This is a genomic window from Shewanella sp. SR43-4 (assembly GCF_014163845.1).
Lineage (GTDB): Bacteria > Pseudomonadota > Gammaproteobacteria > Enterobacterales > Shewanellaceae > Shewanella > Shewanella vesiculosa.
Genome location: NZ_JACJEB010000020.1, coordinates 1 through 13,490, shown reverse-complemented (window position 1 = coordinate 13,490; position 13,490 = coordinate 1). Strand labels below are relative to the sequence as shown.

Sequence of the window (13,490 nt, the reverse complement as noted above, 5' to 3'; positions counted from 1 at the left end):
CACTCATAGATGTTCAAGGATCGAGGAAAACCACATGACTACACAAGTTAAGCATTATATTGATGGCGAATTCACCTTTGGTAGCGGCGATCGCAATATTGATGTGACTAACCCTGCTAACAACAGCGTTATCGCAAAAATAAACTGCGCTACTACCGCCGAAGTCGAGCTGGCTATTCACAGTGCTAAAGAAGCGTTTAAAACCTGGAAAGAAGTTCCCGTGTCTGAACGTGCTCGGGTTATGTTGCGTTACCAACATTTGCTCAAAGAGCATCACGACGAATTAGCGACAATTTTAGCGCAAGAAACCGGTAAAACCTTTGAAGATGCTAAAGGTGATGTATGGCGCGGGATTGAAGTTGCTGAACATGCTTGTGGTGTTGCGTCGTTAATGATGGGTGAAACGGTTGAAAACGTTGCTCGTAATATCGATACGTATAGCTACACGCAACCATTAGGTGTGTGTGCCGGTATTACTCCGTTTAACTTCCCTGCGATGATCCCATTATGGATGTTCCCGTTATCAATTGCTTGTGGTAATACCTTTATTTTAAAACCGTCTGAACAAGATCCCATGACGCCACAACGTTTAGTGGAGTTATTTGTTGAAGCGGGCGCACCAAAAGGCGTGTTACAACTTATCCATGGTGACAAAAGCGCGGTTGATATTTTACTACGAGACCCAGCCATTAAAGCGATTTCGTTTGTGGGGTCTGTGGGTGTGGGCCAATATATTTATAAAACCGGCACTGATAATCTCAAACGGGTACAAGCGTTTGCAGGGGCAAAAAACCATTGTGTGATCATGCCTGATGCGAACAAGCAACAAGTGATCAATAACATGGTCGGTGCCTCGGTTGGCGCTGCGGGTCAGCGTTGTATGGCCATTTCAGTAGCTATTTTTGTCGGTAAAGCCAAAGAGTGGATCCCTGAATTAAAAGAAGCGTTAGCTAAGGTTCGTCCTGGTTTATGGGATGACAAAGATGCTGCTTACGGCCCTGTTATCAGCCCTGCGGCAAAAGAGCGTGTCCTAAAACTGATTGCTCAAGGCAAAGCAGAAGGTGCTGATTGCTTACTCGATGGAACCGATTTCACTGTTGCAGGTTATGAGTCTGGTAACTGGGTTGGCCCAACCATGTTCACCAATGTCACCACAGACATGAGCATTTACAAAGAAGAGATTTTTGGTCCAGTACTGTGTTGTATGGAAGCGGATAACTTAGACGATGCTATCGAACTGGTTAACAACAGCCCTTATGGTAACGGTACCTCAATTTTTACCGCATCAGGCGGCGCAGCGCGTAAATATCAACATGAAATTGAAGTAGGCCAAGTGGGGATTAACGTTCCTATTCCTGTGCCATTACCTTTCTTCTCGTTTACTGGTTGGAAAGGCAGTTTCTATGGCGATCAACACGCATATGGTAAGCAAGCTGTACGTTTTTGCACTGAAACCAAAACCATTACCACACGCTGGTTTGATGCAGAAGCGGTTAGCGGTCCTAACATGAGTATTGACCTCAAATAAGCTTATTGGCCGCGGTATGATAAAACCTATCGCGGTTATTTTTATCTGCTAATACAACAAGACCATTTTGACTCGCACCATCGGATGGTGATGTCGTAAGCCCAAACATCATCATTTAATGACTAAGTAGCTCAAGCTGCAGGTGGGCAAAATATCAAATGACCCGAGAGTCATCCAAGATAATATAAGGACTCCAGTATGGATTTTAATTTAAATGAAGATCAGCGTCAGTTTGCTGATTTAGCCCGTCAATTCGCAGCAGAAGAGCTGGCGCCATTTGCCGCCAAATGGGACGAAGAACATCATTTTCCTAAAGACGTTATTCAAAAAGCCGGTGAGCTGGGTTTTTGTTCACTTTACTCACCAGAATCAGAAGGTGGTATGGGCCTGTCTCGGTTAGATTCTTCAATTATTTTTGAAGAATTAGCCCATGGCTGCACAACAACCACAGCAATGCTAACCATCCATAATATGGCCACTTGGATGGTCACTACCTGGGGCACTGAAACCTTACGCCAACAGTGGTCAGAAGGCTTAACCACAGGGCAGTTATTGGCGTCATATTGCTTAACTGAGCCAGGAGCTGGCAGCGACGCTGCTTCATTGCAAACTAAAGCGGTGCGTGATGGTGACGATTACGTGATCACAGGTTCGAAAGTCTTTATTTCTGGAGCGGGTGAAACTGAGCTTTTAGTGGTGATGTGCCGTACCGGTGAAGCTGGCCCTAAAGGGGTTTCTGCCATTGCAGTACCAGCCGATGCCGCAGGCGTTACTTACGGAAAAGCCGAAGATAAAATGGGCTGGAACGCCCAACCGACGAGAATGATCAGCTTCGAAAACGTGCGCGTCCCAGCGGTTAACTTACTTGGCGAAGAAGGCCAAGGTTTTACCTTTGCCATGAAAGGTTTAGATGGCGGACGAATTAATATCGCCACCTGTTCAATTGGCACTGCACAAGCGGCCTTGACGCGCGCGACCGAATATATGAATGAGCGTAAACAGTTTGGTAAGCCATTAGCGGCTTTTCAAGCACTACAGTTCAAATTAGCGGATATGGCAACAGAGTTAGTCGCTGCACGTCAAATGGTGCGTTTAGCGGCATTTAAACTCGACACTCAAGACCCTGAGGCTAGCGCATATTGTGCCATGGCAAAACGCTTTGCCACCGATGTGGGCTTTCAAGTGTGCGACAGTGCGCTGCAAATTCATGGTGGTTACGGATACATTCGTGAATATCCATTAGAGCGTCATTTCCGCGATGTACGTGTGCACCAAATTTTAGAGGGCACTAACGAGATCATGCGGTTAATTATTGCTCGTCGTTTGTTAGCCAGCGATGCACATCCTATCCTGTAACGGGTGGCTCACTGCTGACTGATCCACAACTGAATGATCCATAAATGATTACTAACATAAGGACATAAGGTTATGACTGCTCAAACCAATATACTGGAACACATAATTGGTCACACGGCTATTTTGACGTTGAACAACCCGCCAGCCAATACCTGGACAGCTGACAGTTTACAAACGTTGAAACAGATCGTGCTTTCATTAAATCAACGCAAGGATGTTTACGCGCTTGTTATCACTGGCCAAGGCGATAGGTTTTTTTCTGCTGGTGCCGATTTAAACTTATTTGCCGACGGTGATAAAGAAAATGCCGCTAACATGGCCAAACACTTTGGTGAAGCCTTTGAAACCTTAAGTGCGTTTCGCGGTGTATCAATCGCGGCCATTAATGGCTATGCAATGGGTGGCGGCTTAGAAGTCGCATTAGCGTGTGACTTACGTATTGCTGAAACCCAAGTGAAAATGGCGCTACCAGAAGCCACTGTGGGTTTATTACCTTGTGCCGGTGGCACCCAAAACTTAACCGCACTAGTGGGCGAGGGCTGGGCGAAACGGATGATTTTATGCGGTGAACGGATTGATGCAGCCACAGCTGAAAAAATTGGTTTGATTGAAGAAGTGGTTGAACAAGGCCAAGCCCTCGATGCAGCAGTCGCATTAGCCGCTAAAGTGGCTAAACAGTCTCCTGGCAGTGTCAGTGCATGTAAAACGCTGATAAATGCAGGGCGTACAATGCCAAGGGGTCAGGCATTACCGCTTGAACGTGAATTGTTTGTTGACCTGTTTGGCAGTGAAGATCAAGCTGAAGGTGTGAACGCCTTTTTACAAAAACGCGCCGCAAATTGGAAGAATAGCTAATGACTCAAGAGGTAATATTTCAAACGTTAGGCACACTATCTGGCCAATCTATTGGCGTAGTGACCCTGAATATCGAAAAAGCGCTTAATGCATTAACGCTTAACATGGTTGCTGCGATGCAAAACCAGCTCACGCGCTGGAAAAACGATGACAGTATTGCTTGCGTGGTTATCGAAGGCGCTGGCGAAAAGGCTTTTTGCGCTGGCGGTGATGTTCGTGCGATTTACCATGCGTCTATCGCTAATCCCAATAACATCACCGATGAAGCCTGTGAATTTTTTACCCAAGAATACCAACTGGATTACTTACTGCATCAATTTGGTAAGCCTGTGCTGGTATGGGGCGACGGCATTGTCATGGGCGGCGGATTAGGACTCATGGCTGGTGGTAGTCATCGCATTGTGACTGAGCGCAGTCGTATTGCGATGCCTGAAGTCACCATTGGTTTATATCCCGATGTCGGTGGCAGTTACTTTTTAAATCGTATGCCAGGAAAAACAGGCTTATTTCTAGGCTTAACGGCCTACAACATGAATGCCTCAGACGCCTTGTACGTTAACTTGGGTAACTATTACTTAACCAGCGATGAAAAACAGCCGCTGTTTGATGCTATGGCCAAACTAACGTGGAGCCAAGATAACGATACAAATCATCAGCTATTGAGCGATTTGCTTTCTGGTATGACACAGCCGCATTTAGCGTCGCTTACAACCAGTCATTTACAACAATTTCAAAGTCAAATCGATTTATTAATGACAGGTGACATTCTGGATGTTCATCACCAATTATCGACGCTAAATACTGAGCTTGATTGGCTTAAACGCGCGCAGAAAACAGCATTAGCGGGGAGTCCGATCAGCTGGCATCTGATCTTTTCTCAAGCGGCATTAGGTTCAGCGCTGAGCTTAGCCGAATGCTTCAAGTGGGAACTGGGTGTTAGCGTTAATTGTTGCTCTATGGGAGATTTTTGTGAAGGTGTAAGGGCATTACTGATTGATAAAGATCGCAACCCTCAATGGCTGTTTACCGATGTTGAAGCGGTTGAACCGAGCAAAATAGCCCAACTTGTCACATCTCCTTGGGCCGCAGATAAGCACCCATTAGCAGACTTTTTATAAAAGGATAATCAACATGGCAACAGTAGCATTTATTGGTTTAGGCAATATGGGCGGCCCAATGGCGGCCAACTTAGTTAAGGCGGGTATGACAGTCACAGTGTTTGACTTAAACCCGGCCGCAGTCACAGCGCTAACTGATCAAGGTGCATTAAGCGCTAAAACCGCCTGTGGCGCAGCAGCCGCTGCCGATTTTGTGATAACCATGCTTCCCGCTGGCAAACATGTACGCAGCTTATATTTAGGTGACGATGACAATAAAGGCCTGCTTGATGTTGTGTCAAAGCATGCACTATTAATTGATTGTTCTACCATAGATGCAGATAGTGCCCGTCTAGTGGGAGCTAAAGCTTGCGAAAAAGGCATAGAGTTTATGGATGCACCCGTTTCTGGCGGCACAGCAGGCGCAGCCGCCGGCAGCTTAACCTTTATTTGTGGTGGTAGTGACTCAGCTTATCAACAAGCGCAAACCGTACTGACTGTTATGGGCGGCAATATTTTTCATGCTGGCGCTGTGGGTGCTGGGCAAATTGCCAAGATATGTAACAACATGCTGTTATCTGTGTTGATGGTCGGTACTAGCGAGTCATTGCAATTAGGTTTGGATAATGGTTTAGATCCTAAAGTGCTATCTGATATCATGAAAGTCAGCAGTGGCGGTAACTGGACTCTCGAAAAGTATAATCCATGCCCAGATGTGATGGAAAATGTACCGTCGTCGAAAGATTATCAAGGCGGCTTTATGGTCGATTTGATGGTAAAAGATTTAGGCTTGTCGCAAGAAGCGGCCGTCGCGTCTAACTCAAGCACACCGATGGGATCTTTGGCTCGCAGTTTATATGTTAATCATGCTCGTCAAGGCAATGGCCGTCGCGATTTTTCAAGTATTTTTGAACAGTTTTCAAAGAAAAAATAAAGGATTCAGTTGATGGAATTAAAAGATAAGGTTGTCGTCATTACTGGCGGAGCAGGTGGATTAGGTCTGGCAATGGCGCAAAATTTGGCTGCACAAGGGGCTAAATTGGCACTTATCGATGTCGACCAAAGCAAACTTGAACAGGCTTGTGCTGATTTAGGTTCAATCACTGAAGTACAAGGTTACGCCTTAGACATTACTGATGAAGAAGACGTCGTTTCTGGTTTTAAATTTATTGTTGAAGATTTTGGCCAAGTGAATGTGTTAATCAACAATGCAGGTATTTTACGTGACGGCTTAATGGTTAAAGCGAAAGACGGCAAAGTCGTTGATCGCATGTCATATCAACAATTTCAGTCCGTCATTAACGTCAATTTAACCGGTACTTTTTTGTGTGGTCGTGAAGCCGCTGCAGCCATGATTGAGACTGGTCAAGCTGGGGTTATCATTAATATTTCTAGCTTAGCAAAATCCGGTAACATGGGGCAGTCTAATTACTCAGCCTCTAAAGCTGGCGTTGCAGCTATGTCTGTCGGCTGGGCCAAAGAGTTAGCGCGCTACAATATTCGCAGCGCCGCGGTTGCGCCTGGTGTTATCGCCACTGAAATGACCGCAGCAATGAAGCCTGAAGCATTAGAACGCCTTGAGCAAATGGTACCCGTCGGTCGTTTAGGCCAACCGGAAGAAATTGCCTCTACAGTGCGTTTTATCATTGAAAATGATTACGTCAACGGCCGAGTATTTGAAATTGATGGCGGTATTCGTTTATAAGCCGGTAGTATTTCGCTTAATCAGTTTGTTATGATGCCGTCACGCCGAGTGAATACCATGTGTATTATCTCGGCGTGACTTTTTTACTTTTTAAGGATTAATTACGTGGCCAAATTAGAATACCTGCTTAAAAAAATCATGTTAATAGTGGGGATCTTCGGCGTCATTATTATTTACGGCGGCTTTTTATATTTACAGTTCTCAGGTCGCTCGACAGCTGCGTTACCTTGGTTTTTACTTATCTCTCCATGGATCTGTGTTTATTTTGGCTTAACTCACGTTCAACAAGTCGGGGTAATACAGTGGTTTGTGCAAAAGTTTACCTTTAAGAAAAAAGCATAGTCGCCTGTCTATGTCTGTTTTATTAGCATATTTATCGACGCTTTCTGTGGCCTTGTATACCCTAGTGGCTCTGGTCGCATTTGCGGCTAATTCGGTATTGTGCCGCATGGCATTATCAGTTCAGCAAACCACGCCATTAATTGATCCAAGCAGTTTTACCGCTATTCGTTTAACAGCAGGGGCGTTGGTGTTGTGGCTATTAATGTTATTGCGAACCCGTCGCCTCCACACCAATACAAGTGACGTTAATAAAAGTGCTGCCAATAAAACCAAGGCAGCAATATCAGCGAGTCACGGCAGCTTTCTCGCTGCGGGATTACTGTTCATTTATGCGGTCACTTTTTCATACGCTTACGTGCTTCTTGATACCGCAACTGGCGCATTAATTTTATTTGCTGCAGTACAAATGAGTATGATGCTGATGAGTTATATTCAAGGCCAGCGGTTAACCTTACTCGAGGTTATTGGCGCCTCATTGGCATTTGCAGGTTTTGGATATTTAGTTTTACCGGGCGTCAGCGCTCCTTCAATCATAGGCCTAATATTAATGGCCCTCAGTGGCTGTGCTTGGGGTGGCTACACGTTATTGGGTAAACAGTCGCGCAAACCACTGTTTGATACCGGCTATAATTTTATTCGCACCTTGCCGTTAGTTGCGGCAATGATAGGTGTAGTCTGGTTACTGCCATTGTTTAGCGTTGTTGAACCCATGAATCACCTTATCTTGTCGCCCGCAGGCATTTTATTGGCCGTATTGTCAGGTGGGCTGGCATCTGGCGTCGGCTACGCATTATGGTATCAAGCTTTACGTGGGTTAACAGCAACACATGCGGCAGTATTACAACTGACCGTTCCTGTCATCGCCGCCTTTGGCGGGGTACTATTTTTAGATGAAGTGATCAGTATTCATCTTAGTATTTCCGCCAGTATCATTTTTTTAGGCATAGGCTTAGTTATTTTAGCTAAACCTAAATCCGTCACAATAAATAAACTAACGTAATAGATTAACTCAATAAAACAAACGATTAACGAGGTTATATGAGCAATTCAACAGCGTATCCAATTGGCATTCCTGGACAAAAATGGACCGATGATCACAAAGCCCAATGGTTAGCACAAGTGACTATCAAGCGGTCATATCAAGATGAAGTGGTCAGTAAGTTAACCCCGCTTGCGGCTCAATTTGAGCAAATACAGTATGGCGCGTTATCTTATGACGTCGACAAGTATCCTTTATTTGGTTTTAAACCACTCAAGTGGGACAGTACTAAAAAAACCATTTTGATCACCGGCGGCGTACATGGATATGAAACCAGTGGTGTACAAGGTGCCATTCAATTTTTAGCCACTAAAGCGCAAGATTACGCTCAGTATTTTAATGTGGTGGTTGCGCCATGTATCAGCCCGTGGGGTTATGAAACTATTAATCGTTGGAACCCAAAAGCCATCGATCCTAATCGCTCTTTTTACCCTAACAGTCCAGCGGAAGAATCAGCGGCATTAATGGCATTTGTGGCCACACTCGGTGAGGTATATGCACATATTGATTTACATGAAACGACCGATACTGATGAGATAGAGTTTAGACCAGTATTGTCTGCTCGCGATGGCGTTGATTATGATAAAGGCATTATTCCTGACGGTTTTTATTTGGTGGGTGACAGTGATAATCCAACTCCCGCATTTCAAAAAGCGATAATCGATTCCGTTGCCAAAGTGACCCATATTGCACCAGACGATAATGGGCAACTAATTGAAGTGCCGATTGAGCAATTTGGGGTGATTAACTATCCAGTAAAAAAACTCAGTTTATGCGCCGGTATCACTGACAATCACTTTAACACCACGACTGAAGTGTATCCTGATAGTCCTCTGGTCACAGCGCAAGAATGTAACGATGCCCAAGTCGCCGCTATCACTGGTGGATTAGACTACATTATTGAGTATTTAAAACGATAAAAATGCTCCTAGGCTAGTCGCGCAACTATAAGCGCTATGGCGTTGTTGTCTGAGCATTTTTTAGTATAATAGCGATGAGTCTTTGTATGAAGGGAATCTAAAAGACTCATTGCGATTACAATTTGTGGTTCCGCTGTTCACTGCTTAGTCTGATCACTAATCAGCTATTTTTTATTCATAAAGGATTAAAATGAAAAATATTTTCTTACTATTGCTATTCTGCTTGCTTATAACCGCTAATATTTCGCATGCCAAAGCGGGATTAATTTCTTTTGGTGGGGAAAACATTATTACCCTAGTGGAACTTCCCGATGACGAACGATTTCAAACACCAGAGGGTGATAACGTCGATATTGGCTATATCTATAAATCGGTTGAAGTATTATTTATTCCACTGTGGAATTATGATGGCCGTTTTGCTGGCATGCTGCCAGAAGATGATTTATACATTGATTTGATGCCACTAGAGGTTGAAGCGCTAACCTTGGAAGCCGGGATTACTTTACCGGATGCGCCATACCTAGATTTTTGGCATCGTATTGGTGGCAAAATCGTCTTTTTAGTGCTTTGTGGTGCCCTAGCGGGTTACATGAGACACAATATTCGCAAGAAAGAGGCGTATTTTAGTGCATTGCCGACAGCCCGTGAGCGTTTAAAAGACATTTTAATCAATAGCAACGGCTTTGTAGAGTTAGCGCCATCAACACTCGAGACAGACGGTTCAGCTAAGTTTGAAGGGCTTGAGTTTATTGCGGCGCAAAAGTATATCAATAGTGTTATTTCAATATCCGTATTTGATATGAGTAAAGTCTCAATTGCGCAGGTTCAAGCACAGAATGAGCAATTAGTGACTCGCTTAGTAGAGTTAAAGAAAGTGCTCGGAATGAAGTCTCAAAATACGATTCATTATTTGTATTTTACTTTTGACCATTCGCCTTCGAATGCCGATATCAGCGCATTGAAAAAATTAAGACAGCGTAAAATCACCAAAGCGAGCCATTTTATTCCTATTGTTGTCGATTTTGATGCGCAAATAATTGATAGCACAGCAAGTATGTACCCATCGAAAAAAGTGCTACAAAACTGCTTTATCCAAGCAGAAATTCACCCAGACCATGTAACAGATCCAGCAAGCGCCTAAGCTGAGGCAATATTTTTACTAAATACTTCACACGGTTATCATTGATACCGAAAACATATTGATGTTTTCGGTGTTAAGCCACCTTGGTGTATTTATCGTCCCTGATATATGCATTATGGTGAGCATATACTTGCTTGTATCTCAAAAGTGGCCAGTATTTGTCTGCGCTATTGTTGATTGCTAGGTTGATAAATAGGCCAAAAATCCTTACACTATCGCGCTTCGTATTTACCTCGGCTTTGCCGTATTCTAGTTTCAATATCATTTTTGCTTGCTTGAGTCATATAGATGTCAACTTGAGCGAATACACTATAATTTGATATCGGCTTCAACACACAACACGATTTGGAATTTCATTTTGATTACAACAGCTAACATCACAATGCAGTTTGGCGCTAAGCCACTGTTTGAAAACCTCTCAGTCAAATTTGGTGGCGGAAATCGCTACGGTTTAATTGGCGCGAATGGTTGTGGTAAATCCACCTTTATGAAAATCCTTGCCGGTGATTTAGAACCATCAAGTGGTAACGTCTCAATAGATGTTAACGAACGTATGGGTAAATTAAACCAGGACCAGTTTGCATACGAAGCCTTTTCTGTCGTAGACACTGTGATCATGGGCCACCGTGAGTTGTGGAAAGTAAAGCAAGAGCGCGACCGTATTTATTCTTTACCTGAAATGAGCGAAGAAGACGGTATTAAAGTATCTGAACTTGAGATGGAATTTGCCGAGATGGATGGTTATACCTCTGAATCTCGTGCCGGTGACTTACTTTTAGGTGTCGGTATTGGTACCGAACAACACTTTGGCTTAATGAGCGAAATCGCTCCAGGTTTTAAATTGCGTGTGCTTTTGGCGCAAGCATTATTCTCCGACCCAGATTTACTGTTACTTGACGAACCAACCAACAACTTGGACATCGATACTATTCGCTGGTTACAAGATATGTTGAACCAACGTAACAGCACCATGATCATTATTTCGCATGACCGTTATTTCTTAAACTCAGTCTGTACTCATATGGCTGACTTAGATTACGGCGAATTACGCGTGTTCCCAGGTAACTACGACGAATACATGATGGCTGCACAGCAATCTCGTGAACGTTTAATGAGTGACAACGCGAAGAAGAAAGCACAAATTGCAGAGTTACAAACCTTCGTTGCGCGTTTCTCTGCTAACGCATCTAAAGCTAAGCAAGCGACATCACGCGCCAAGCAAATTGATAAAATTAAGCTAGATGATATTAAAGCATCAAGCCGTGTGAACCCGTTTATTCGTTTTGAACAAGAAAAGAAATTGTTCCGTAATGCCTTGGTTGTTGAAAACTTAGCTAAAGGTTACGATACTCCGTTATTTAGTAAATTCGACCTTATGGTTGAAGTGGGCGAGCGGATTGCTATTTTGGGCCAAAACGGTGTCGGTAAAACGACTTTGTTGCGTACTTTAGTACACGACATCCCACAAGATGAAGGCACCATTAATTGGTCTGAAAATGCCAATATTGGTTACTACGCCCAGGATCATGAAGCTGATTTTGCCAATGACATGACCTTGTTCGAATGGATGAGTCAATGGCGCAAAGAAAATGACGATGACCAATCGGTACGCGGTATTCTAGGCCGTATGTTGTTTGGTGCCGATGACATTAAAAAGTCAGTCAAAGTGCTATCTGGTGGTGAGAAAGGCCGTATGTATTTCGGTAAACTTATCATGCAAAAGCCGAACATCTTATTACTCGATGAGCCAACCAACCACATGGATATGGAATCGATTGAGTCATTAAACAATGCGCTTGAAAAGTACGAAGGTACATTAATGTTCGTATCTCATGACCGTGCATTCGTATCATCGTTAGCCACTCGTATTCTTGAAGTGACTCCGACAGGGATTAACGATTTCAAAGGCACATACGACGAGTTTTTGGCGAGTAAAGGTATTGACGCATAATTCTGCTTTATCGTTACTAATATCGCACTAACACCATTAGCCCTGAACATTTGTTCGGGGCTTTTTGTTTTTATTTATTCAGCTAAGCCATATACTCTAGTGATATAAATCAATGACATTACCCAGCACAGGCATCCACTTTATGAGCATCACCCTTGAACAAGTTGCATCAACCTTGAATGAACTCAAATGTCGTACTAATTTTAATATTAAGAATGTCACCGAATACATGCTTCCTGAGTTAAAAGAGCCGGTTTATTTACATGTTGAAGGTAAAACCCCATTACTGATCATTCGTCCGGCATTTGAGGTTTTTTCTACTGAACTGGCCACTATTGATGGCGTCCATGCCAAATACGATTATTACCACAATGCTCAAATGACTCGTTTTCCAACACGCCGTAACAAAGGCTTAAGTGAAATTCATTACGGTTTAGCATTTAGGTTTGATACGACAGATGCAATCATATTATTTATTAATAGATTGATTGAAATTGTAAAAGGATAGACAGATAGGAGAACCACAGGCCATGACAGAGCAATTTAATATCAATCAGTTTAATTGTTCCATTAGCGGTAAGGGGCAAGCCTTGGTTTGGGCCCACGGTCTGTGTGGCTGCATGCAAAGTGAAGATGCTATTGGCGTGTATGCTTGGCATCGGTTTCCTAAAAAGTTACAACTTATTCGTTATGATGCAATCGGTCATGGATTATCTACTGCGGGTGAGTCTGTTGACGATTACCTTTGGCCGTCTCTTGCGAAAGACATGTTGAGGGTCGCGGCGCATTATCAAGCTCCGACACCAATGATTTTGGGTGGTCAATCCATGGGCAGTGCAACCAGCTTGTATGCAGCATTGGCCAATCCCCAAAGCATTCAAGGACTCATTTTAATGACCCCGCCTATCGCGTGGCAGGCTAGAGCCAATCAAGTTAATTATTATTATAAAATAGCCAAAGCCGCACGCATACTTGGCGGTAAAGGCTTAGCCCAAATGAATGCCAAGCATTTAGACAAGATGTTACCTCGCTGGTTAATCGATGCCCACAAGCACAGTGTTTTGGGGATGTTAGATGGACTAAAGTCGATGAAACGCCAGACATTAAGTCAGTTATTTACCGCGGCTGCTCAAAATGACCTCCCAAGTAAGCTGCAACTTGCCAGCATTAGGGTGCCAACGCTAATTCTTGCTTGGCAAGATGATGATGCTCATCCCATTGAAACAGCTATTGAACTTGAAAAGGCGTTACCGAATGCCAAACTGCATATCGCTAACTCCATGGATGATGTTGATGATTGGCCCGAACTGATTAGTGATTTTTGCTTAGCATTGCAGCAATAGTGTATCGGTTTACTATTGCTGAGTACTAGTTAGTGGCGAACGAGGCTAAATCAGCTTGGGGCAGGTGAAATAAGTTGTCATTGAAGTCAGCCTTGAAACAGGAGTTGATAATCATCGGCGAGCGCTAACCAACACGATAGTAATCAGTTTAGGTATTAGCTGGTTTTTACTGCTAGAGACGATAAAAGTTTAATTTTAATTTAAGTGCTAAGT

The 13,490-nt window shown here is 43.6% G+C and carries 13 protein-coding genes; all 13 read left to right on the top strand.

Annotation, left to right across the window (positions count from 1 at the left end):
* Positions 1 to 34 precede the first annotated feature (34 nt).
* The 13 genes from H5123_RS18080 (at position 35) to H5123_RS18020 (ending at position 13,277) form a co-directional block, all read left to right on the top strand.
* Positions 35 to 1,528 carry a CoA-acylating methylmalonate-semialdehyde dehydrogenase gene (locus H5123_RS18080; RefSeq protein ID WP_182698855.1) on the top strand — a complete coding sequence of 498 codons (1,494 nt, stop codon included), beginning with the start codon at positions 35 to 37 and terminating at the stop codon, positions 1,526 to 1,528.
* 198 nt (positions 1,529 to 1,726) lie between these two features.
* Entirely contained in the window at positions 1,727 to 2,884 is a 1,158-nt protein-coding gene (locus H5123_RS18075; RefSeq protein WP_182698854.1) for an acyl-CoA dehydrogenase family protein, read from the top strand.
* A 72-nt stretch (positions 2,885 to 2,956) separates the two neighbouring features.
* On the top strand, positions 2,957 to 3,739 hold the full coding sequence (locus H5123_RS18070; RefSeq protein WP_182698853.1) for an enoyl-CoA hydratase: 783 nt from the start codon (positions 2,957 to 2,959) through the stop codon (positions 3,737 to 3,739).
* The gene (locus H5123_RS18065) at positions 3,739 to 4,857 is read left to right on the top strand and encodes an enoyl-CoA hydratase/isomerase family protein (protein ID WP_182698852.1); all 1,119 of its coding nucleotides are present in this window, start codon (positions 3,739 to 3,741) and stop codon (positions 4,855 to 4,857) included. Before H5123_RS18070 ends, H5123_RS18065 begins: the two co-directional genes overlap by 1 nt.
* 13 nt (positions 4,858 to 4,870) lie before the next feature.
* Positions 4,871 to 5,770 carry a 3-hydroxyisobutyrate dehydrogenase gene (mmsB, locus tag H5123_RS18060; RefSeq protein WP_124016211.1) on the top strand — a complete coding sequence of 300 codons (900 nt, stop codon included), beginning with the start codon at positions 4,871 to 4,873 and terminating at the stop codon, positions 5,768 to 5,770.
* A gap of 12 nt (positions 5,771 to 5,782) precedes the next feature.
* Complete coding sequence (locus tag H5123_RS18055; RefSeq protein ID WP_124016210.1) at positions 5,783 to 6,541, top strand: SDR family oxidoreductase; 759 nt, start codon at positions 5,783 to 5,785, stop codon at positions 6,539 to 6,541.
* Positions 6,542 to 6,679: 138 nt separating this feature from the next.
* The gene (locus H5123_RS18050; protein WP_124016276.1) at positions 6,680 to 6,883 is read left to right on the top strand and encodes a hypothetical protein; all 204 of its coding nucleotides are present in this window, start codon (positions 6,680 to 6,682) and stop codon (positions 6,881 to 6,883) included.
* A gap of 10 nt (positions 6,884 to 6,893) precedes the next feature.
* Complete coding sequence (locus tag H5123_RS18045; RefSeq protein WP_182698851.1) at positions 6,894 to 7,883, top strand: DMT family transporter; 990 nt, start codon at positions 6,894 to 6,896, stop codon at positions 7,881 to 7,883.
* A 38-nt stretch (positions 7,884 to 7,921) separates the two neighbouring features.
* The gene (locus H5123_RS18040) at positions 7,922 to 8,842 is read left to right on the top strand and encodes a M14 family metallocarboxypeptidase (RefSeq protein ID WP_182698850.1); all 921 of its coding nucleotides are present in this window, start codon (positions 7,922 to 7,924) and stop codon (positions 8,840 to 8,842) included.
* Positions 8,843 to 9,032: 190 nt separating this feature from the next.
* On the top strand, positions 9,033 to 9,983 hold the full coding sequence (locus tag H5123_RS18035; RefSeq protein ID WP_182698849.1) for a hypothetical protein: 951 nt from the start codon (positions 9,033 to 9,035) through the stop codon (positions 9,981 to 9,983).
* 358 nt (positions 9,984 to 10,341) lie between these two features.
* The gene (locus H5123_RS18030; protein ID WP_124016207.1) at positions 10,342 to 11,934 is read left to right on the top strand and encodes an ABC-F family ATPase; all 1,593 of its coding nucleotides are present in this window, start codon (positions 10,342 to 10,344) and stop codon (positions 11,932 to 11,934) included.
* Between the two features lie 142 nt (positions 11,935 to 12,076).
* A complete protein-coding gene (locus tag H5123_RS18025; protein WP_165870084.1) occupies positions 12,077 to 12,442 on the top strand; it encodes a hypothetical protein in 366 nt (121 codons plus the stop codon).
* Positions 12,443 to 12,464: 22 nt separating this feature from the next.
* Positions 12,465 to 13,277 (top strand): alpha/beta fold hydrolase, encoded by an 813-nt coding sequence (locus tag H5123_RS18020; protein ID WP_182698848.1) that lies wholly within the window; start codon positions 12,465 to 12,467, stop codon positions 13,275 to 13,277.
* The last annotated feature ends 213 nt before the right edge of the window (positions 13,278 to 13,490 follow it).

Bases quoted from the DNA above. Each gene is read 5' to 3' on its own strand.
- H5123_RS18080 (WP_182698855.1), top strand. From the start codon at position 35: ATGACTACACAAGTTAAGCATTATATTGATGGCGAATTCACCTTTGGT.
- H5123_RS18075 (WP_182698854.1), top strand. From the start codon at position 1,727: ATGGATTTTAATTTAAATGAAGATCAGCGTCAGTTTGCTGATTTAGCC.
- H5123_RS18070 (WP_182698853.1), top strand. From the start codon at position 2,957: ATGACTGCTCAAACCAATATACTGGAACACATAATTGGTCACACGGCT.
- H5123_RS18065 (WP_182698852.1), top strand. From the start codon at position 3,739: ATGACTCAAGAGGTAATATTTCAAACGTTAGGCACACTATCTGGCCAA.
- mmsB (WP_124016211.1), top strand. From the start codon at position 4,871: ATGGCAACAGTAGCATTTATTGGTTTAGGCAATATGGGCGGCCCAATG.
- H5123_RS18055 (WP_124016210.1), top strand. From the start codon at position 5,783: ATGGAATTAAAAGATAAGGTTGTCGTCATTACTGGCGGAGCAGGTGGA.
- H5123_RS18050 (WP_124016276.1), top strand. From the start codon at position 6,680: ATGTTAATAGTGGGGATCTTCGGCGTCATTATTATTTACGGCGGCTTT.
- H5123_RS18045 (WP_182698851.1), top strand. From the start codon at position 6,894: ATGTCTGTTTTATTAGCATATTTATCGACGCTTTCTGTGGCCTTGTAT.
- H5123_RS18040 (WP_182698850.1), top strand. From the start codon at position 7,922: ATGAGCAATTCAACAGCGTATCCAATTGGCATTCCTGGACAAAAATGG.
- H5123_RS18035 (WP_182698849.1), top strand. From the start codon at position 9,033: ATGAAAAATATTTTCTTACTATTGCTATTCTGCTTGCTTATAACCGCT.
- H5123_RS18025 (WP_165870084.1), top strand. From the start codon at position 12,077: ATGAGCATCACCCTTGAACAAGTTGCATCAACCTTGAATGAACTCAAA.
- H5123_RS18020 (WP_182698848.1), top strand. From the start codon at position 12,465: ATGACAGAGCAATTTAATATCAATCAGTTTAATTGTTCCATTAGCGGT.